This window comes from Streptomyces sp. M41(2017) (genome assembly GCF_002078175.1).
Taxonomy (GTDB): Bacteria; Actinomycetota; Actinomycetes; order Streptomycetales; family Streptomycetaceae; genus Streptomyces.
On sequence record NZ_MWFK01000002.1, the window covers coordinates 1,959,649 to 1,980,227 of the forward strand.

17 protein-coding genes and 1 tRNA gene are annotated in these 20,579 nt (G+C 71.6%); 8 read left to right on the forward strand and 10 right to left on the reverse strand.

Translation table 11 applies throughout. From position 1 onward, the window contains the following. Positions 1-4: 4 nt before the first annotated feature. A complete protein-coding gene (locus B0675_RS34435) occupies positions 5-697 on the reverse strand; it encodes a hypothetical protein (protein WP_081223518.1) in 693 nt (230 codons plus the stop codon). Between the two features lie 47 nt (positions 698-744). Here B0675_RS34435 and B0675_RS34440 point away from each other — a divergent pair, with 47 nt between their 5' ends. Next, positions 745-933: a DUF5703 family protein gene (locus B0675_RS34440; RefSeq protein WP_081223519.1), complete on the forward strand. Its 189-nt coding sequence runs from the start codon at positions 745-747 to the stop codon at positions 931-933. 105 nt (positions 934-1,038) lie between these two features. Here B0675_RS34440 and B0675_RS34445 read toward each other — a convergent pair whose 3' ends face one another. From B0675_RS34445 to B0675_RS34455, 3 genes are all read right to left on the reverse strand, one after another. Further along, the gene (locus B0675_RS34445) at positions 1,039-2,160 is read right to left on the reverse strand and encodes a chaplin (protein ID WP_081223520.1); all 1,122 of its coding nucleotides are present in this window, start codon (positions 2,158-2,160) and stop codon (positions 1,039-1,041) included. A 194-nt stretch (positions 2,161-2,354) separates the two neighbouring features. After that, a complete protein-coding gene (chpH, locus tag B0675_RS34450; protein WP_081223521.1) occupies positions 2,355-2,588 on the reverse strand; it encodes a chaplin ChpH in 234 nt (77 codons plus the stop codon). 144 nt (positions 2,589-2,732) lie between these two features. Next, positions 2,733-4,058: a M20/M25/M40 family metallo-hydrolase gene (locus B0675_RS34455; protein WP_081223522.1), complete on the reverse strand. Its 1,326-nt coding sequence runs from the start codon at positions 4,056-4,058 to the stop codon at positions 2,733-2,735. Positions 4,059-4,245: 187 nt separating this feature from the next. Between B0675_RS34455 and B0675_RS34460 the strand changes: the two genes are divergently transcribed. The 4 genes from B0675_RS34460 (at position 4,246) to B0675_RS34475 (ending at position 10,383) form a co-directional block, all read left to right on the forward strand. Then, positions 4,246-4,330 (forward strand) — tRNA-Leu (locus tag B0675_RS34460). A gap of 327 nt (positions 4,331-4,657) precedes the next feature. Further along, positions 4,658-8,533, forward strand: coding sequence for a Pls/PosA family non-ribosomal peptide synthetase (locus B0675_RS34465; protein WP_081223523.1), 3,876 nt, complete (start codon positions 4,658-4,660; stop codon positions 8,531-8,533). 73 nt (positions 8,534-8,606) lie between these two features. Further along, on the forward strand, positions 8,607-10,004 hold the full coding sequence (locus tag B0675_RS34470; RefSeq protein ID WP_081223524.1) for a M1 family metallopeptidase: 1,398 nt from the start codon (positions 8,607-8,609) through the stop codon (positions 10,002-10,004). A 4-nt stretch (positions 10,005-10,008) separates the two neighbouring features. Beyond that, positions 10,009-10,383 carry a YchJ family metal-binding protein gene (locus B0675_RS34475; protein ID WP_081223525.1) on the forward strand — a complete coding sequence of 125 codons (375 nt, stop codon included), beginning with the start codon at positions 10,009-10,011 and terminating at the stop codon, positions 10,381-10,383. Between the two features lie 17 nt (positions 10,384-10,400). On the opposite strand, the gene B0675_RS34480 is transcribed toward B0675_RS34475, so the two are convergent. After that, on the reverse strand, positions 10,401-11,102 hold the full coding sequence (locus tag B0675_RS34480) for a FadR/GntR family transcriptional regulator (RefSeq protein WP_081224046.1): 702 nt from the start codon (positions 11,100-11,102) through the stop codon (positions 10,401-10,403). A gap of 130 nt (positions 11,103-11,232) precedes the next feature. On the opposite strand from B0675_RS34480, the gene B0675_RS34485 reads away from it, so the two are divergent. Both B0675_RS34485 and B0675_RS34490 read left to right on the forward strand, forming a co-directional pair. After that, positions 11,233-11,757 carry a gluconokinase gene (locus tag B0675_RS34485; protein WP_081223526.1) on the forward strand — a complete coding sequence of 175 codons (525 nt, stop codon included), beginning with the start codon at positions 11,233-11,235 and terminating at the stop codon, positions 11,755-11,757. A 138-nt stretch (positions 11,758-11,895) separates the two neighbouring features. Further along, a complete protein-coding gene (locus tag B0675_RS34490; RefSeq protein WP_081223527.1) occupies positions 11,896-13,293 on the forward strand; it encodes a gluconate:H+ symporter in 1,398 nt (465 codons plus the stop codon). Between the two features lie 104 nt (positions 13,294-13,397). On the opposite strand, the gene B0675_RS34495 is transcribed toward B0675_RS34490, so the two are convergent. From B0675_RS34495 to B0675_RS34515, 5 genes are all read right to left on the reverse strand, one after another. Continuing rightward, entirely contained in the window at positions 13,398-14,042 is a 645-nt protein-coding gene (locus B0675_RS34495) for a cytochrome b/b6 domain-containing protein (protein WP_081223528.1), read from the reverse strand. Beyond that, complete coding sequence (locus B0675_RS34500) at positions 14,026-14,793, reverse strand: molybdopterin-dependent oxidoreductase (protein ID WP_081223529.1); 768 nt, start codon at positions 14,791-14,793, stop codon at positions 14,026-14,028. Before B0675_RS34500 ends, B0675_RS34495 begins: the two co-directional genes overlap by 17 nt. 123 nt (positions 14,794-14,916) lie before the next feature. Next, positions 14,917-16,482, reverse strand: coding sequence for an APC family permease (locus tag B0675_RS34505; protein ID WP_081223530.1), 1,566 nt, complete (start codon positions 16,480-16,482; stop codon positions 14,917-14,919). A 40-nt stretch (positions 16,483-16,522) separates the two neighbouring features. Further along, positions 16,523-17,473: a hypothetical protein gene (locus B0675_RS34510; protein ID WP_081223531.1), complete on the reverse strand. Its 951-nt coding sequence runs from the start codon at positions 17,471-17,473 to the stop codon at positions 16,523-16,525. 254 nt (positions 17,474-17,727) lie between these two features. Beyond that, complete coding sequence (locus tag B0675_RS34515) at positions 17,728-19,383, reverse strand: FAD-binding dehydrogenase (RefSeq protein ID WP_081223532.1); 1,656 nt, start codon at positions 19,381-19,383, stop codon at positions 17,728-17,730. A gap of 299 nt (positions 19,384-19,682) precedes the next feature. Here B0675_RS34515 and B0675_RS34525 point away from each other — a divergent pair, with 299 nt between their 5' ends. Continuing rightward, positions 19,683-20,576, forward strand: a complete 894-nt coding sequence (locus tag B0675_RS34525; RefSeq protein ID WP_081223534.1) for a DMT family transporter — start codon at positions 19,683-19,685, stop codon at positions 20,574-20,576. Positions 20,577-20,579 lie beyond the last annotated feature (3 nt).

Here is a 20,579-nt window from a genome sequence, read left to right on the forward strand (position 1 = left end):
CGCCTCAGCGGTCCGCGTCCAGCGGGTCCACCAGCTCCGCGTCGGCGTCGAGGTCGTCCTCGAGGTCCTCGTCGTCCGACTCGTCGTCGAACACCGCGCTGACGTCGAAGCGGCACACGACGCGCTGCGGGTCGATCGCCTCGAAGGGGGCCTCCAGCCATTCGCCGGGCTCGGCGGACTCGTCGGCCGCGGTCACCCACAGGGTGGAGTCGCCCTCCTCCAGCCCGAACTCCTTGTGCCGGGAGGCGATCTCGTCCGGTTCGAACTCGCCGAACAGGACCCCGAGCGCCCCGTGCAAGGTGCCGGACGCCGCGTCGAAGCCCTCGGTGGCGGTGGCACCGTCCTCCTCGACGGCCTCCACGCGCTGGGCCTGCGCCAGCAGTCGCTGCGGCTCCACCACCGAGTAGTCCCGGCGGATCACCACACTCAGCGCGTTCGGCTCCTCCGGGCCGGTGTACGGAGGCAGCGTGTCGTCGCCGCCGGGGATCTCGAAGGGGGTGACCTCGTCGTAGCGGTCATAGAGGAGCTCGTCGTACTCCTCGGCCGCGGCGGCGAGCTCGTTGAACGCTTCGTATACGGCCGGGTCGTCGTCGCCCGTCCTGCGCTCGACCGCGGCCAGGTGACGGTCGAGAGCGGTCTTGACCGCCTCGGCGGCGGCTCGTACCTCGGCAGCGGTGGGCTGCACAGCATCAGACATAGTGCAGACGCTATCCGTACCGGGCCTCTGCCCGCACAATAGATGCGATGCCGGAATACGAATTTGTCGACGTGTACGTGCCTCGCGGGGTTTCCCGCAAGGAGACGACACGTCTGCTGACGGACCATGCCGAGTACGGACACTGGGAGTTGGACCGCCTGAGTCTGCTCCGCGACGGCAGCCGCAGGGTGCGGCTGCGCCGGCGGATCATCCGCCAGGTGCGGGCGACGTGGTGACGTAAGGGCGCTGGAACGGGAGGAGCCCCGCCTTCGCGGGGCCCACTCCGGCACGACGCCACCGGGGAAGCCGTGGCGTCGTGATCACATCTGTGCCGTGCGGGATCACACCCGTGCCGAGCGCGCCCGGCGGAAGAGCACGGCGCCTGCGAGCAGCGCGGCCGCTCCGGCCGGGACGACGGCACCGATGGGCAGCTCGCTGCCCGTGTGCGCGAGCTGCGCGGGGCCGTTCTGCGCTGCCTGCGGCGTCCGGACCGTGGACCGCGCGCCCAGGTGCGTCACCTGCGAGACGCCGGCCCGGTGCTTGCCGCCGCCCGACCCTGACGTGCCGCCGGCCTGTCCCGGAGTACCCGGCTGACCAGGCGTTCCGGGGTTGCCCGGCTGACCGGGGTGACCCGAGTGGCCGTGGTGGCCGTGATGTCCGTGCCCGGGCTGACCGGGCTGGCCCGGGTGTCCGGGCTGACCCGGCGTACCCGGATGTCCGGGCTGACCCGGGTGACCTCCATGGCCCGGGTGCCCTGGGTGCCCCGGGTGCCCCGGGTGTCCGGGCTGACCCGGGTGACCCGGCTGACCGGGGTGACCGGGGTGACCGCCATGGCCCGGGTGACCCGGCTGACCGGGGTGACCCGGCTGGCCCGGATGACCCCCGTGACCGGGGTGGCCGGGGGTGCCCGGGTTGCCGGGGTGACCGGGCGTGCCCGGATGTCCGGGGTGGCCCGGGTGGCCGGGTGTCCCCGGGTGGCCGCCTCCCGGCGGGGTGGTGGAGTGGCCGCCGGTCGAGTCGTCGGCGCAGCCGTTGGCGGCTGTCGCGTTGCCGATCCCGATGACGTTGACGCTGTTGCCGCACACGTTGACGGGGGCGTCGATCGGCACCTGTACGTGGTTGCCGGAGCCGACGCCGGGTGAGCGGGTCGCGTGGCCGCCGGCCCGGGAGCCACCGGCGGAGTGGGATCCGCCGTAGCCACCGGACGGGCCGCCCCGGCCGCTCTGGTTCGCGCACTTGTTGCCGACGGCCGGGTTGAGCACCCCGACCACACTCACCGTGTTGCCGCAGACGTTGACCGGTACGTGCACCGGTACCTGAACCGTGTTGCCCGAGAGCACGCCGGGCGAGTCCGACGCCGAGCCGTTCGCTCCCGTGTCGGCGTGCGCGGACACGCCGGTCACGGCGATCACACCACTCGCCGCGGCCACGGTCATCAGGCCTTTGCGGGTGACCTGTCGCATAGCTGTATCCCTGCCTCAGTCCTTGGGACGTGGACCATCCAGAACGCGCGCACGCCCACGAGACGTGTACGCGGAAAGCAGGTCGGCCCCGGAGCGCATGGCGCGCACTCCGGGGCCGACGAGCTCAGACCTTCACGAAGTGACCCTCATGAGGTGACCCCATGGGGTGCCCCGTCGGGAGACGGGGCACGACGTCACTTGTTGAAGCAGGTGTTGCCGAAGGCGGGGTTCAGCAGCCCGATCACGGAGACCGTGTTGCCGCAGACGTTCACGGGGATGTGAACGGGCACCTGGATGACGTTGCCGGAGACGACGCCCGGGGAGTGCACGGCGGCACCCTGAGCACCGGAGTCGGCGACAGCCAGGCCCGCACCCGCGAGAACCAGACCACCAGTGGCAGCCGCAGCGGCGACGACCTTCTTGATCATTATTCCTCCTTGTAGGCAAATGCGATCCCAAGTAGCTGATCGCAACACCTGTAACGAGGAAGGAGTAGTAGAGCTACGAGCTGATGAGCACATTCACCCGTGCCGGGCGATCTTCGTACGGGCGGGCGAATGTCGGCGTCAACGTCACGACGCGTCGATGAAGCGGTCCAGTACGCGCACGCCGAACTGCAGCGCGTCGACCGGCACCCGCTCGTCCACACCGTGGAACATGCCCGCGAAGTCCAGCTCCGGCGGCAGCTTCAGCGGGGCGAAGCCGAAGCAGCGGATGCCGAGGTCGTCGAACGACTTGGCGTCCGTGCCGGCCGAGAGCATGTAGGGCACCGCGCGGGCGATCGGGTCCTCGGCGGAGAGAGCGGTCTGCATCGCGTCGACGAGGGCGCCGTCGAAGCTCGTCTCCAGGGCCTTGTCCGCGTGCACGTCCTCGCGCTTCACGCGCGGACCGAGGATGCGGTCGAGGTCGGCGAGGAACTCCTCCTCGTATCCCGGCAGGTAGCGGGCGTCGACGTGGGCGGTGGCCTGCCCGGGGATCACGTTCACCTTGTAGCCGGCGCCGAGCTGGGTCGGGTTGGCGGTGTTCTGCAGGGAGGCGCCGATGAGCTTGGCCATGCCGCCGAGCTTGGCGAGCGTCTCGTCCATGTTCTCGGGGTCGAGCTCGGTGCCGAGGGCGTCGCCCAGCTCGTCGAGGAAGTGCCGCAGCGTCTTCGTCACACGCACCGGGAACTTGTGCCGGCCGAGCCGACCGACGGCCTCGGACAGCTCGGTGATCGCGTTGTCCTTGTGGATCATCGAACCGTGGCCGGCGGTGCCGTCCACGGTCAGCTTCATCCAGTGCATGCCCTTCTGGGCGGTCTCGATCAGGTAGAGCCGGAGCTTCTCGTTGACCGTGAAGGAGAAGCCGCCGACCTCGCCGATCGCCTCCGTGACGCCCTCGAAGAGGTCCGGGTGCTTGTCGACGAGGTGCCGGGCGCCCCACGTCCCGCCCGCCTCCTCGTCGGCGAGGAAGGCGAGGACGATGTCGCGCGGGGGCTTGCGGCCGGTGCGCATCCGCTCGCGCACCACCGCCAGCGTCATCGCGTCCATGTCCTTCATGTCGACCGCTCCGCGGCCCCACACCATGCCGTCGGCGATCTCGCCGGAGAAGGGGTCGTGGGTCCAGTCCGCCGCGTTGGCGGGGACGACGTCGGTGTGGCCGTGGATCAGAAGTCCGGGCCGCGAGCGGTCCTCGCCCTCGATGCGGACCACCGTGGAGGCGCGGCCCGGGTGGGACTCGAAGATCCGCGGCTCCAGTCCGACCTCGGCGAGCTTCTCGGCGACGTATTCCGCGGCCTTGCGCTCACCCGGGCCGGAGTGGTCTCCGTAGTTGCTGGTGTCGATCCGGATCAGCTCGCGGCAGAGGTCCACGACCTCGTCCTGGCCCGTGACGCTGCTGGTCGTGCCGGTGTCGCTCACGCTGCTTCCTCCCGCTGTCGCCGCTGGTGGTCCCCCTCATCCTCCCTCTCCCACCCCGCTCTCCCCAAGGCAGGTCCCGGCCCGTCACACGCCGTTCACGCCGCGACGGGGGGTGATCGGGGCTCCTGGAAAGCCTGGTAATGTTTTCTCTGTCGCCGCGAGGGAAACCCCGCGCGACAGACACCTTGTCCGGGTGGCGGAATGGCAGACGCGCTAGCTTGAGGTGCTAGTGCCCTTTAACGGGCGTGGGGGTTCAAGTCCCCCCTCGGACACACAGAAGAGTGAGGGCCCCGACCGTCAGGTCGGGGCCCTCACTCGTGATGCCGGGCCGCCGGGAGAGAGCCCTCGCTCCGTGTGTCCGCGGCGTCACGGACAGATGTGGGGCAGATCTCGTCACGCTGACATACCTCCACGTCAGGACACCGGAATCAGACGTTCCGCTGACCCGGGAGAGGCCCTCGCATGGCTGATGACCAGGCCCGGGGCTAGCGTCGTACTAAAATTCCAGGCTTGCTCGGAGCTGGACCGGAATATCCCCAGGCGTACCTGCGGGCCCACCAGCGCCCCGGAGTCTCCCGGGAACAACACGTGAGGACCCGATGGCAGCCCTCCAGCAAGGCCCCGCAGTCGCGTTGTCCGACGACGAGGTGCGCGCGGAGTTCGGTGACCGGGCGCGCTTCTCCGCCGCCCCGGCCGCATCGCCGCGCACCCTCGTCGACATCCTCGACGCCTCCGTCCGGGCGTACCCCGACGAGCCCGCTCTCGACGACGGGCGGCGCGCCCTCACCTACCGTGAGCTGGCCGCGGAGGTCGAGGCCATGCGGTGGCGGCTCGCGCAGGCGGGGGTCGGGCTCGGCGACCGGGTCGGTGTACGGGTCCCGTCCGGCACGAACGAGCTGTACGTCGCGATTCTGGGCGTCCTCGCGGCCGGTGCCGCCTACGTCCCGGTGGACGCGGAGGACCCGGACGAGCGGGCCGAGCTGGTCTTCGGCGAGGCGGGCGTGCGCGCGGTCGTCGGGGCCGGGCACGAGCTGACGGCCGGGAGCCGCTCCGAGGTGCCCGCCGCACGCCCCGGCGTCGAGCACGACGCGTGGATCATCTTCACCTCCGGCTCCACGGGCAAGCCCAAGGGCGTGGCCGTCAGCCACCGCAGCGCCGCCGCGTTCGTCGACGCCGAGGCGGACCTCTTCCTGACCGAGGAGCCGATCGGCCCCGGTGACCGGGTCATGGCGGGCCTGTCCGTCGCCTTCGACGCCTCCTGCGAGGAGATGTGGCTCGCCTGGCGGTACGGCGCCTGCCTGGTGCCGGTGCCCCGCTCCCAGGTGCGCAGCGGCGCCGATCTGGGACCCTGGCTGGTCGAGCAGGAGATCACCGTGGTCTCCACCGTGCCCACTCTCGCCGCGTTGTGGGAGCCGGAGGCCCTCAACGAGGTCCGGCTGCTGATCTTCGGCGGTGAGGCCTGCCCGCCCGAGCTGACCCAGCGCCTGGTGACCGAGGGCCGCGAGGTGTGGAACACGTACGGGCCGACCGAGGCGACCGTGGTGGCCTGTGCCTCGCTGTTGACCGGTGAGGAGCCCATCCGGATCGGGCTGCCGCTGAACGGCTGGGAGCTGGCCGTCGTCGACGAGGCCGGCGAGCTGGTGCCGATGGGCGCGAGCGGCCAGTTGGTGATCGGCGGGGCCGGGCTCGCCCGCTACCTCGACGCCGAGAAGGACGCGGAGAAGTACGCGCCGCTCGCCTCCCTGGGCTGGGAGCGGGCGTACCGCAGCGGTGACCTGGTCCGGGCCGAACCGGAGGGGCTGGTCTTCCTCGGGCGTGCGGACGAGCAGATCAAGCTCGGCGGGCGCCGGATCGAACTGGGTGAGGTGGACGCGGCTCTCCAGGGGCTGCCCGGCGTCGCGGGCGCCGCCGCCGCCGTACGGAGGGCCCGCGGCGGCAACCAGCTCCTGGTGGGCTATGTCGTGACGCAGGACGGCTGGGACCACGCGACCGCGGTCGAGAAGCTGCGGGCCGAACTGCCCGCCGCACTCGTACCGCTGCTCGCGCCGGTCGAGGACCTGCCCACCCGGACGTCCGGCAAGGTCGACCGGAACGCGCTGCCCTGGCCGCTGGAGGGGCTGGAGTCCGGCGGCGCGAAGGAGCAGCTCTACGGCACCGAGGCGTGGCTGGCCGAGCAGTGGAGCGAGGTGCTCGGTATCCCCGTCGGCGGTTCGGCCGACGACTTCTTCTCGATCGGCGGCAGCAGTCTCGCCGCCGCCCAGCTCACCACCCGGCTGCGGACCCGCTACCCGAGCGCCGCGGTGCTCGACATCTACCAGCAGCCCGTTCTGCGCAAGCTGGCCCGTCATCTGGAGAAGTCCGTCCAGGACGACGGCGCCGGCCGTACGGTCGCGCCGGTACCGATGCGCGCGAAGGTGATCCAGCTCCTCGTGCTGATGCCGTTGTTCACGCTGCTCGGCCTGCGCTGGACCGTGGCGCTCGCCGCGCTCGGGAACGTCCTGCACTGGTTCGGCCCGTACCCGTGGGCACCGAGCACGTCGTGGTGGCTGGTGGGCGTCGGCGCTCTCGTGCTGTTCAGCCCGCCGGGACGCCTCGCGATCGCGGCCGGCGGGGCGCGGCTGCTGCTGCGCGGGCTGAAGGCCGGCCGGTATCCGCGGGGTGGCTCCGTCCATCTGCGGCTGTGGACGGCGGAGCGGCTCGCCGAGTTCAGTGGCGCGACCTCCCTGACGGGTTCCTGGCTGGAGCGGTACGCCCGCGCGTTGGGCGCCCGGGTGGGCCCGGACGTGGACCTGCACTCGCTGCCGCCGGTGACCGGCATGCTCAAGCTGGGCCGGGGTGCCGCCGTGGAGTCCGAGGTGGACCTGTCGGGGTACTGGCTGGACGGTGACCGGCTGGAGATCGGCGCGGTGAAGGTGGGCGCCGGTGCCGTCGTCGGGACGCGCAGCATCCTGTTCCCGGGGGCCCGGGTCGGCAAGCGTGCCGAGGTGGCGCCCGGCTCGGCGGTCGTCGGGCAGATCCCGACCGGGCAGCGCTGGGCGGGTGCCCCGGCGGGCAAGCTGGGCAAGGCGAAGCGGGCGTGGCCGAAGGACCGGCCGCGGCGCGGCACGTACTGGCGGGTCATGTACGGCGTGAGCGGCTTCGCGCTCACGGCGCTTCCGGTGCTGGCCGCCGTCGCGGCGCTGCTCGTGGCGCGGGTCTTCGTGAGCGCGGACGCCGGGTTGGGTACGGCGCTGCGCGGTGCGGCGATCGCGCTGGTGCCGGCGACGCTCGCCTTCGGTCTGGCGTACGCGCTGGTGCTCCTGGTCCTCGTGCGGCTGCTGAGTCTCGGGCTGCGAGAGGGCACGCATCCCACGCACAGCCGGATCGGCTGGCAGGCGTGGTCGGTCACGCAGCTGATGGACCGCTCGCGGGAGACGCTGTTCCCGCTGTACGCGGGGCTGATCACGCCGGTGTGGCTGCGGCTGCTCGGGATGAGGATCGGGCGGGGCGCCGAGATCTCGACGGTCCTCGCGCTGCCGAGTCTGACGACGGTCGGCGAGGGTGCCTTCCTCGCCGACGACACGCTGACCGCGCCGTACGAGCTCGGCGGCGGCTGGATGCGCATCGGGCGGGCCGAGATCGGCCGCCGGGCGTTCCTCGGCAACTCCGGGATGACGGCGCCGGGCCGCAGCGTGCCGGACGGGGGTCTGGTGGGCGTGCTGTCGGCGACGCCGAAGAAGGCGAAGAAGGGCAGCTCGTACCTGGGTCTGCCGCCGGTGAAGCTGCCGCGCTCGACGCAGGACGGCGACCAGAGCCGTACGTACGACCCGCCGGCCCGGCTGCTGTGGGCGCGCGGTCTGGTGGAGGCGTGCCGGATCGTGCCGGTGTTCTGCTCGGCCGCGCTGGCGGTCCTGACCGTCGCCGCGCTGTGTGCGCTGGGTCCCTGGGCGTGGGTGTTCCCGGGAGCGGTGCTGCCGGCCGCCGGGGTGCTCGGGTGCCTGGTGTCGGTGGTGGCGAAGTGGCTGCTGGTGGGCCGGCACCGTGCCGGTGAACATCCGCTGTGGAGCGGCTTCGTGTGGCGCAACGAGCTGGCCGACACCTTCGTGGAGGTCGTCGCCGTGCCGTGGCTGGCGGGTTCGGTGCCGGGCACTCCGCTGATGACGGCGTGGCTGCGCGGACTCGGTGCGCGCATCGGGCGGGGTACGTGGGTGGAGAGCTACTGGCTTCCCGAGACGGACCTGGTGACACTGGAGGACGCGACCACGGTGAACCGGGGCTGTGTCCTGCAGACCCACCTCTTCCACGACCGGATCTTGCGGACGGATACTGTGGTGCTCCGTGAGGGCGCCACCCTGGGCCCGGGCGGAATCGTCCTGCCCGGCAGCACCGTCGGGGCCCGCTCGACCCTGGGTCCCGCGTCGCTCGTGATGGCGGCGGAGTCCGTTCCCGACGACACCCGCTGGCTGGGCAACCCGATCGAGGCGTGGCGCTCGTAGAAGACGTCGGCCGGTCGGCAACGAAGGGCGGTACAGCGGTACGCCGAGCACAGGGCAGGGAGCAGTCGCAGCAGTGAGCGTTCAGCAGACAGCGGGACCGGACCCCTATTTCCCGGCCAACGGCGATCCCCGTTACCGGGTGCACCGGTACGAACTCGCGCTGGACTACCGCCCCGCCCCGAACCGGCTCTCCGGCACCGCACGGCTCAACGCCATAGCGGGCCGGTCGGCGCTCGCCGAGTTCCAGCTGAACCTGGCGGACTTCCGGATCGGCCGCATCCGGGTCGACGGGAAGGCGGCGCACTACACGCACCGCGGGGGCCGGCTGCGGATCCGTCCGCCGAAGCCGGTCCGGGCCGGTGCCGCGTTCACGGTCGAGGTGCAGTGGTCGGGCAACCCCAGGCCGGTGAACAGTCCGTGGGGCGGGATCGGCTGGGAGGAACTGGAGGACGGCGCGCTGGTGGCGAGCCAGCCGGTCGGTTCGCCGTCCTGGTACCCGTGCAACGACCGGCCGGCCGACAAGGCGGCGTACCAGATCTCGATCACCACGCCCTCCGCGTACGCGGTGGTGGCGGGCGGGCGTCTGCTGACGCGGACGACGAAGGCGTCCACGACGACCTGGGTGTACGAGCAGTCGGCGCCGACCTCCAGCTATCTGGTCGGCCTGTCGATCGGCAAGTACCAGACGGTGCTGCTCGGCGATCCGGGTCTGGTCGGCGTGCCGCAGTCCGGGCATCTGCCCGCGCGGCTGCTCCCCGAGTTCTCCCGGGACTTCGCGCGGCAGCCCGCGATGATGGAGCTCTTCCAGGATCTCTTCGGGCCGTATCCGTTCGGTGAGTACGCGGTGGTGGTGACCGAGGAGGAGCTCGACGTCCCGGTCGAGGCGCAGGGGTTGTCGCTGTTCGGCGCCAACCACGTGGACGGTGCGCGGGGTTCGGAGCGGCTGATCGCGCACGAGCTGGCGCACCAGTGGTTCGGCAACAGCGTGTCGATCGCCGACTGGCGGCACATCTGGCTGAACGAGGGCCTCGCGAAGTACGCGGAGTGGCTGTGGTCGGAGCGTTCCGGCGGACGGACGGCCCACCGGCTGGCCTCGGCCGCGCACCGGAAGCTGTCGGCGCTGCCGCAGGATCTGCTGCTGTCCGACCCGGGCCGCAAGCTGATGTTCGACGACCGGCTCTACGAGCGCGGCGGGCTGGCGGTGCACGCGATCCGCTGCGCGCTGGGCGACGAGGCGTTCTTCCGTATGCTGCGCGGCTGGACGGTGCTGCACCGGAGCGGTGTGGTCACCACGTCCGTGTTCACCACGCACGTCGCGCGCCACACCGCCGAGCCGCTGGACGACCTCTTCACGGCCTGGCTGTACGAGACGGCGCTCCCGCCGCTGCCCTCCCCCGCCGCGCAGGTGCTGCCGGCCCGGCCCGGTTATCCGCCCACGAACGCCGACTCGGCCCGAGTACGGGGAGAATGACGCGATGACCAGCCGTTCCTGTCCCTGTGGGCTCGCCGAGCCGTACGCGCGGTGCTGCGGGCGCTTCCACCGCGGTGAGTCCGCGGCGCCGAGCGCCGAGGCCCTCATGCGGTCGCGGTACTGCGCCTTCGTCCAGGAGGACGAGGCCTATCTGCTGCGGACCTGGCATCCGCGGACGCGTCCCGCCCGGGTGGAGTTCGACCCCGGGATGCGGTGGACGGGCCTGGAGATCCTCGGCACGGAGCAGGGCTCGGCGTTCCACACGACCGGGACCGTCACCTTCCGCGCCGGGTACCGGGGCGGTTCGCTGCACGAGCGCAGCCGGTTCGAGCGGGTCGACGGCGCCTGGGTCTACGTGGACGGCGACTTCCTCGACTGACCGTCCGAGTCCTCAGGTCAGGGCGCCAGGATGTCCAGTTCCTGGAGTGCGCCGACCGTGATCTCCCGGGTGAGCCGCTCGGCGAGCGCGGCGTCGCCCTCGCGGACGGCCTCGGCGACCTTGACGTGCAGGGTGACGGCGGCGGGGTCGGGGTCCGCGAACATGACCTCGTGGTGGGTCCGGCCGGACAGGACCTCCGCGACGACGTCCCCGAGGCGGGCGAACATCTCGTTGCCGGACGCGTTGAGGATCACGCGGTGGAAGGCGACGTCGTGGACGAGATAGCCCTCCAGCTGGTGCCCGCGTGAGGTGGCGACCATGCCCAGCGCGCACTCGGTGAGTTCCGCGCACTGGGCGGCGGTGGCGTACCGGGCGGCGAGTCCGGCGGCGACCGGTTCGAGGGCGGAGCGCAGCACGGTGAGGGAACGCAGCTGGTGGGGGCGGTCGGAGCCGGCCAGTCTCCAGCGGATGACCTGGGGGTCGTAGACGTTCCATTCGGACTTGGGGCGGACCGTCACGCCCACGCGGCGGCGGGACTCGACCAGGTACATGGATTCGAGGACCCGGACCGCCTCGCGCATCACGGAGCGGGACACCTCGAAGCGCTGGGCGAGTTCGTCGGTGCGTAGGACGCTTCCCGGCGGGTAGTCGCCCGCCGTGATGGCCGGTCCGAGGGATTCCAGTACTCGTCCGTGCAGCCCCCGGCCCCGTGTGGTCATGACGTCAGCGTACGAGGCGGACGCCACAATCAAAAAGTCAGACTTATACGTCACACACTCTTGAATTTGTCGTACCTAATGCGTTTCAGTGGCGTCGACATCAGATGTCGACGAAGACAGCGAGAGCCCGATGCAGCACAGTCCCACCCCTCATGTCCTTGTGGTCATGGGCGTCGCCGGTACCGGCAAGACCACCATCGGACCGCTGCTCGCGGCCCGGCTCGGTGTTCCGTACGCCGAGGGCGACGACTTCCATCCGCAGGCCAACATCACCAAGATGTCGGCCGGGACGCCGCTGACCGACGACGACCGCGCGCCCTGGCTGGACGCCATCGGCCGATGGGCGCACGACCGGGCCGGCCTCGGCGGCGTGGTCAGCTGCTCGGCTCTCAAGCGCGGCTACCGGGACCGGCTGCGTGCCGCCGCCCCGGGCATCGCCTTCGTGCATCTCACCGGTGACCGACAGCTCATCGAGGACCGGATGTCGCACCGCAAGGGCCACTTCATGCCCACCGCCCTCCTGGACTCCCAGTTCGCCACGCTCCAGCCGCTGGCGGCGGACGAGGCGGGAGTCGAGGTGGACGTCTCCGGCGAGCCCGCCGAGATCACCGAGCGGGCCGTGGCCGCCCTCGCGCACCTCGCACCGCCGCAGTAACCGCACCCCTCACCTCGGGCGCCTCGCCGCGTCACCTCGCGGGCGCAGCGCCCGCGCCGGGTTCAGCGCTGCCTCCTCCCGGGAGCGGCCACCCCGCACCACCTTCCCCCGCGACCTTCCACAAGCAAGGGAATCACCGTGACCAGACTCAGTGTCGAGATGCTGGCAGCGGACACCGTCGAACCGATCACCTCGGCGGGCCACGCTCAACTGGGCACAGCCGTGCTGGCGGGCATCGCCGTCATCGTCCTGCTCATCACCAAGTTCAAACTGCACGCCTTCCTGGCCCTGACCATCGGCTCGCTCGCCCTCGGCGCGTTCGCCGGAGCCCCGCTCGACAAGGTCATCGTCAGCTTCTCCAACGGGCTCGGGTCGACCGTGGCCGGCGTGGGTGTGCTGATCGCCCTCGGCGCGATACTCGGCCGGCTGCTCGCCGACTCGGGCGGCGCCGACCAGATCGTCGACACCATCCTGGCGAAGGCGGGCGGTCGCGCCATGCCCTGGGCGATGGTGCTCATCGCCTCCGTGATCGGCCTGCCGCTGTTCTTCGAGGTCGGCATCGTGCTGCTGATCCCGGTGGTGCTGATGGTCGCGCGGCGCGGCAACTACACGTTGATGCGGATCGGCATCCCGGCCCTCGCGGGCCTGTCGGTGATGCACGGTCTCATTCCGCCGCACCCCGGTCCGCTGGTCGCGATCGACGCGGTCAAGGCGAACCTCGGCATCACCCTCGCCCTCGGTGTCCTGGTCGCCATCCCGACCGTGATCATCGCCGGTCCGGTGTTCTCCCGCTACGCCGCCCGCTGGGTGGACGTCCAGGCGCCCGACCGCATGATCCCGCAGCGCGCCTCCGAGGACCTGGACCGGCGCCCCAGCTTCGGTGCCACGCTCGCCACGATGCTGCTGCCCGTCGTGCTGATGCTGGCCAAGGCGCTGGTGGACATCGTCGTCGACGACCCCGAGAACATGACACAGCGCGTCTTCGACGTCGTCGGAGCGCCGCTGATCGCGCTGCTCGCCGCCGTGATCGTGGGCATGTTCACCCTCGGCCGCGCGGCCGGCTTCACCCGGGACCGCATCTCGACGACCGTCGAGAAGTCGCTCGCGCCCATCGCCGGTGTCCTGCTGATCGTGGGCGCGGGCGGCGGCTTCAAGCAGACCCTGATCGACTCCGGTGTGGGCCGGATGATCCTGGAGATCTCCAAGGACTGGTCGATCCCCGCGCTGCTGCTCGCCTGGCTGATCGCCGTGATCATCCGGCTGGCGACGGGCTCAGCGACCGTGGCCACCATCTCGGCGGCGGGGCTGGTGGCGCCGCTGGCGGCCGACATGTCGAGCACGCACACGGCGCTGCTCGTCCTGGCGATCGGCGCGGGCTCCCTCTTCTTCAGCCATGTCAACGACGCGGGCTTCTGGCTGGTGAAGGAGTACTTCGGCCTGGACGTCGGCCAGACCATCAAGACGTGGTCCGTCATGGAGACGATCATCTCGGTGGTGGCGGGCGCACTGGTGCTGCTGCTGTCGCTCGTCGTCTAGGGCCTGACGGCTCTTCAGGACGGGACCGGATCACGCCGGTCGGAAGCGGGTCCGGGGTCTCCGGACCCGCTTCACCGTTCCGCGGGCTCAGGCGGTGCCGCGGCTCACGGCCGCCACAACGGGTGCTCCCGCTCGGCCCACTCACGGCTCACCGACCCGGTGCGCAGACCCCGCCTCGCCTCCGGGTCGCCCAGCGCCATGCCGATGTGGCCCGCGAGGACGATGCCGATCGTCAGGGCCAGCCAGTCGTGCACGAAGGTCGCCGAGGTGCGCCACATCAGAGGTGTGAGGTGGGTGAACCACATCAGCAGCCCGGTGCCCACCATGACCAGGGTGGCGCCGGCGATCCAGGCGGCGTAGACCTTCTGCCCCGCGTTGAACTTGGCCGCGGGGCGGGAGTCCCGGTCCTTGTCGCGGCGCAGCGCCGCCCGCAGCCAGACGCGGTCGTGCGGGCCGAAGCGGTTCAGGTGACCGAGGTCGCGGCGGAACGCGCGGGAGGCGAGGCCCGCGACGACCGGCACCGGGAGCATCAGACCGGCCCACTCGTGGACGCGGACGACGAGTTCGCGGCGGCCGACGAGTTCGGCCAGCTCGGGCACATAGAGGCAGGCCGCGGTGACCACGCACACGCCCATCAGCAGGGCCGTGACGCGGTGCACCCAGTGTTCGGCCCGGGTGAAGCGGTGGACCTGGCGGGACGGGGCGGGGGCGGCGGACACGTCGGGGGCGCCGTCAGCTCGTGGGTTCATCGTCGCGTCCGTTCGAACGGCCGACCCAGGCGTCGACGTCGTACCCCCGGTCCTCCCAGTACCCGGGACGGACGTCCTCGGTGACGGTGATGCCGGAGAGCCACTTGGCGGATTTGTAGAAGTACATCGGCGCGACGTAGAGGCGTGCGGGGCCGCCGTGGTTGTGGCCGAGGGGCTTGTCCTGCATGCGCAGGGCCACCAGGACGTCCGCGCGGCGGGCCTGGCGGAGCGTCAGGCTCTCCGAGTACGCCCCGTCGAAACAGGTGAAGCGGACCGCCCCGGCCGTGTGGTGGACTCCCGCGGCGTCGAGCAGGTCGGACAGCCGGACGCCCTCGAAGGGGGTGCCGGGGACCCGCCAGCCGGTGACGCACTGGACGTCGTGGACCAGCCGGGTCTGCGGCAGGGCACGCAGGTCGGCGAGCGTGTACGAGGCGGGGTGGTCGACCAGGCCGTCGACGGTGAGCCGGTAGGTCTTCTCGTCCTTGTGCGGGACGGAGGAGGTCACCGAGTAGTAGCGGAAGCCGCCGCCGTTGGGCAGCAGCCCGGTCAGTCCCGTGGGGTCCTTCTCGGACGCGCCGGCCAGGAAGGACTCCATGGTGCGCTGGAGGGTCGGCGCCGTCAGCACGCCGAGGGCGCCGAGTCCGAGGGTGCCGAGCAGGACGCGTCGGCCGATGGGCTTGCCGCGTTCCTCGGGACGGGCGGGCTCGTCGGGCCGCTCGGGGTCCGGTTCGCCGGGCCGTTCAGTGTTCACTCATTGATTCGAGCACCCGCGACCCCCAAAAGGCCAGCGGTGGCGGGTGCTCGTCAGCGTTCCGTCATCTCTTCTCACGTCCTGTTCGAAGCGCGGGTCTCCGAACAGGACGTGCGGGCCGCTTCAGGAGGTGGACTCGGCCGCCTTGTCCAACTGGAACGCCTCGTTCCCGAGACCGATCCGGGCGTGCGCCTCGGGCTTGCGGGAGCGCAGCACGAGTCCCTGGACCAGTCCGACGACCGCGGCGGCCCCGATGACGGCGGGCAGCAGCCAGCTGAGGGTGGAGCCCGGACCGGCGCCGACGAGGACGTCGAAGTCCTTGACGGTGTAGACCACGATGACGAGGAGGGCGGCGCCGGCGACGGCGGAGGTGGCCAGGCGCCAGGCCTGGGCACGGGCGGCGCCGCGGCGGACGAAGAACACGATGACCGACAGCGAGGCGGCCGCCATCAGGAGGATGACCCCGAGCGCTCCGACGTTGCCGCCCCAGGTGAAGAGGTGCAGCACGGGTGCGGTCGGGTCGCCGGTCGGCTTGTCGTCGGCGAGTGCGAAGCCGCCGACGACGACCAGGGAGACGACGGTGTGCAGCAGGGAGCCGGTGCCGGGGGCGCCGCTGGACTCCGTGGTCCGGCCGAAGGCGGCGGGCAGCAGTCCCTCACGGCCCATGGCGAAGGCGTAGCGCGAGACGACGTTGTGGAAGCTGAGCAGCGCGGCGAACATGCCGGTCACGAAGAGGACGTGCAGGACGTCGGTGAACGTGGTGCCGAGCCGTGACTCGGTGAGGAAGAACAGCAGTCCGGCGCTCTGCTTCTGGGACGTCCCGATGATCGCGGAGGGCCCGGTGGCCACCGTCAGCGCCCAGGAGCTGATCGCGAAGAAGACGGCGACGAAGCCGATCGCGAGGAACATGACGCGCGGGACCAGGATGTGCGGGCGGCTGGTCTCCTCCGCGTAGACCGGGGCCTGTTCGAAGCCGGTGAAGGCCGCGATGCAGAAGCACAGCGCGGTGCCGACGCCTGCTCCGGTGAGGGTGTCCGGGTTGAACGCGTGCAGCGACAGGCCCTGCCGGGCGGGATCCGCGACGGCCGCGACGTCGAAGACGACGACGAGGACGACCTCGATGACCAGCAGCACGCCGAGTACCCAGGCGTTGACGTCGATCTTCAGCCAGGCCAGCGCGCCGACGACGAGCACGGCGGCGAGCGCCGGTATCCACCATACGAGTTCGGTGTCGAGGTAGGTGGCGAACAGCCCGGAGACCTCGAAGCCGAAGAGTCCGTAGATGCCGACCTGGAGCGCGCTGTAGGCGACCAGGGCGACCGCCGCCGCGGCGGCGCCGGGGGTGCCGCCGAGTCCGCGGGAGATGTACGCGTAGAAGGCGCCGGCGTTGTGGACGTGCCGGCTCATCTCGGCGTACCCGACGCTGAAGAGCACGAGGACGACACCGAGGATGACGAAGAGCAGCGGCTGCCCGACGATGCCCATCACCGCGAATGTGGTGGGCATGACACCTGCGACCACCATGAGGGGGGCGGTCGCCGCGAGGACGGACAGCAGCAGGCCCCCCGTGCCGAGGCGGCCGGCGCGCAGGGCGCGGTCCTGCCCCTTGAAGGTGCTGATGCCGGCCTCGTCGGCGGCCGGTCTTCCCGTGCTCGACGTACTCGATGTGCTCGAACTGCCCGTCGTCATCGCGGGTCGTCCTTTCGGATGTCTGGTCGTCGGGGGGCGTTCACACCGTGCCGAGCGCGCTGGCGCGTGCGGTACGGAAGGCTGTGTACGGATCGCGGTCCGGATAGGACCAGGGAGCCGGGGTGGGGTGCTCGCCGATGCGGTGGAACAGGGCGGCCGCCTCGGCACCCCGGCCCTCGCAGAACTTGGCGTGGGCAAGGAAGTTGAGGTCGACGAGGCGCCGCGGATGGTCGTCGCGCTCCCACTCCAGCCACCAGTCGAAGGCGGCCTTCATCACCTGCCGGGCCCGCCGTCCGACCCAGTGTCCGGAGGCGACCGGATCCGCGGGTTCGCTCCCGGCGGCGGCGAGCACCCGGAAGCGTTCGGCGTGCGCGACCACGGGGAGGATCGCGAGCGGCGAATCGGCGGGGGCCTGCTCGGCGGCCCAGTTGGCGAAGTCGTAGACCTCGTGCAGCGGGTCCTGGCCCGCGGTGGCGCGGCGTTCGGCGAGCCGGGCGACCATCAGGTGGTGCGCGTGGTGGTGGTCGGGGTGCCGGTGGCGCACCTCGTCGAAGAGCCGGACGACGTCCTCCTCCGCGCCGAGCGAGCGCTCCAGGAGGAGCAGGGAGAGCCAGGGCGTGGGGTCGGCGGGGACGAGCGCCGCCGCGGACCGGCAGGCGTCGCGGGCGCGTTCGGGGCGTTCCTTGCCGTTCAGGGCGCGCTCGACGGCGGCACAGCCGAGCAGTACGGCCGCGTCGGGGGACTCGGGTTCGGCGAGCTGCCAGTCACGGGCCCAGGCGAGGGTGGCGGACTCCTGCGCGAGAACGGTGAGGCGGTGTCCGCGGCGGTCCCAGTCCTCGCCGGTCCCGGCGAGCAGGGCGCGGACGGCGGTCCACCGCCCCTGGCTCAACGAGGTGCGGGCGGCGACGAGTTCGGCGTCGTCGAGGGCGGCGTCGAACGACTGGGCCGCACGCTTGCGGCCGCGGCCCAGGGGTGGCGGGGGTGGTGACACCGCTGCTCAACCTCACAGGCGCGGTTCGTCAGAGAGTGATCACGGACAGCAAACCCTCAGCCAGAGGTCACGTCAAGAGCCGGCCAAGTCGCTACACGTGTCAACTGGCGGGGCTTGTGGTGAAGTTGACCCGCACCGCCCTCATCGTCCCGAAGCGTCCCCGGAAGGTCGGACGTCCCTCGACGTCCGACCTCCACCGAGGTACGGCCTCCGCGCGGATCTGCCCGTACCCGGCCCGCCACGGAGGCCTGGGCTCAGCCGACCGCCCCGGCCGCCGCGCGGCCCGCCGTCCGGCCGGAGAAGAGGCAGCCGCCGAGGAAGGTGCCTTCCAGGGACCGGTAACCGTGCACACCGCCGCCGCCGAACCCGGCGGCCTCACCGGCCGCGTACACGCCCTCCAGCGCCTCGCCGCCCTCGGTCAGCACGCGCGAGGAGAGGTCGGTCTCCAGGCCGCCGAGGGTCTTGCGGGTGAGGATGTTGAGGCGGACGGCGATCAGCGGGCCCGCCTTGGGGTCGAGGATGCGGTGCGGGCTCGCGGTGCGGATCAGCTTGTCACCGAGGTACTTGCGGGCTCCGCGGATGGACATGACCTGGAGGTCCTTGGTGAACGGGTTGGCGATCTCCCGGTCGCGCGCCACGATCTCGCGGTGCAGCGCGGCCTCGTCGATGAGCGGCTCCTTGCTGAGCGCGTTCATGCCGCGCACCAGGGCGGCGAGGTCCTTCTCCACGACGAAGTCGGCGCCGTGGTCCATGAAGGCCTTCACCGGGGCGGGCACGTCGGCGCGGGCGCGTCCGATGACGTCGCGGACCGACTTGCCGGTCAGGTCGGGGTTCTGCTCCGAGCCGGAGAGCGCGAACTCCTTGCCGATGATCTTCTGGTCGAGCACGAACCACGTGTAGTCGTACCCGGTGCTCATGATGTGTTCGAGGGTGCCGAGGGTGTCGAAGCCGGGGAAGAGCGGGACGGGCAGCCGGTTGCCGCGCGCGTCCAGCCAGAGGGAGGACGGTCCGGGCAGGATGCGGATGCCGTGCTTGTCCCAGATGGGGTTCCAGTTCTGGATGCCCTCGGTGTAGTGCCACATGCGGTCACGGTTGATGAGCCGGGCGCCCGCCTCCTCGGCGATCCCGAGCATGGCCCCGTCGACGTGCGCGGGCACGCCGGAGATCATCCGTTCGGGCGGGGTGCCGAGGCGCTCCGGCCAGTTGGCGCGGACGAGGTCGTGGTTGCCGCCGATGCCGCCCGAGGTGACGATCACGGCCTGGGCCCGGAGCTCGAAGGCGCCGGTGACCTCGCGGCTGCTGGCCTGGCCGCGCTCGATGCCGGACGGTTCCAGGATCTCGCCGGTGACGGTGTCGACCGAGCCGGCGCTGCGGGACAGGCCGGTCACCCGGTGGCGGAACCGCAGCTCGACGAGGCCGCGGGCGACGCCCTCGCGCACCCGGCGTTCGAAGGGCGCGACCAGGCCGGGGCCGGTCCCCCAGGTGATGTGGAAGCGCGGTACGGAGTTGCCGTGCCCGGTGGCGTCGTAGCCCCCGCGTTCGGCCCAGCCGACCACCGGGAAGAAGCGCACGCCCTGGCCGTGCAGCCAGGACCTCTTCTCACCGGCCGCGAAGTCGACGTACGCCTCGGCCCAGCGGCGCGGCCAGTGGTCCTCCGGACGGTCGAAGCCGGCCGTACCCATCCAGTCCTGGAGGGCCAGGGCGTGACTGTCCTTGATCCGCAGGCGGCGCTGTTCCGGGGAGTCGACGAAGAAGAGCCCGCCGAAGGACCAGTGCGCCTGCCCGCCGATCGACTGTTCGGGCTCCTGGTCGAGGAGGATCACCTTGCGGCCCGCGTCGACGAGCTCGGCGGTCGCCGCGAGCCCCGCAAGGCCCGCTCCGATGACGATCACATCTGCGTCGTAGGCCATGGGCCCGTCCTCTCGGCATTCCGACTGGTCGGATCGGATCGGCGCCCGAGGGGGCGACGTGATGACGTTTGTCACGAACCGATCGGCAGCGTCGCTGGTTGATGAGACATTGGAGATGTGGTGGTCGGCCACGACGGGCGACCAGCCGTTGTTACTGATCGGTCAGATCCTTCGGCAAGAAAGGTGACCGAGTCAACCGCCTGACTCTCGGGACTCCCGGAGCAGGCCCCGGCCCTTGGCACTAAAGTCGGCGGGAAACGCACCGTGGCCCCCGACCCCGATGTATCGAGGTACCCAGCGTGTCGGTTCTCGTTCTGGTCCTCGCAGTGAGCGCGGCCTGCTGCCTGGGCTTCGGCTTCGTGCTCCAGCAGAACGCCGCCTCGCACGCCCCGCTGAGCGACTTCCTCTCCCCGCGCATCCTGCTGGACCTCGTCCGGGTCCCGCGCTGGCTGGGCGGCATCGGGCTCATGGTCTGCGGCATGGTGCTCGGCGCGGTCGCGCTCGGCAAGGGCGAGGTCTCCCTCGTGGAGCCGCTCCTCGCCACGAACCTCCTCTTCGCGCTGGCCCTCTCCCGCCACCAGACCAAACAGCCGCTCGGGCGGCAGGGCTGGGCGGGGCTCGTCCTGCTCGCGGGCGGCGTCTCGGCGTTCATCGTCGCCGGGCAGCCGCAGGGCGGCGAGGCCATCGACGATCCGCTGCGGCACTGGCTGATCATCGGGATCGTGGTCGGGCTCGCCCTGCTGCTCACCGCCTACGCGAAACGCTCCCGGCTGAGCGCGGGACCCGTGCTCCTCGCCACCGCCGCCGGCCTGCTGTACGGCCTGCAGGACGCGCTCACCCGGGTGAGCGGCCAGCGGTTCGGCGACGGCGGCTGGTCCGAGCTGCTCACCGGCTGGCAGCCGTACACGGTCCTCGTCCTCGGTGTGACCGGCCTGATCCTGGTCCAGAGCGCCTTCGAGACCGCTCCGCTGCGGATGTCGCTGCCCGCGCTCACCGCCGCCCAGCCGCTGGCCGGCATCGCCTGCGGGGTGGGTTTCCTCGGCGACCAGCTCCGCACCGACGTGGGCGCCCTCGCCTGGCAGGCGGCGGGGCTCGCGGGGGTCGTGGCGGGGATCATCCTGCTCGGGATGCACCCGGCGATGCCCTCGGGCACGGCGGAGCCGGAGCACTCGCGGGACCTCCAGCCGCACTGACGC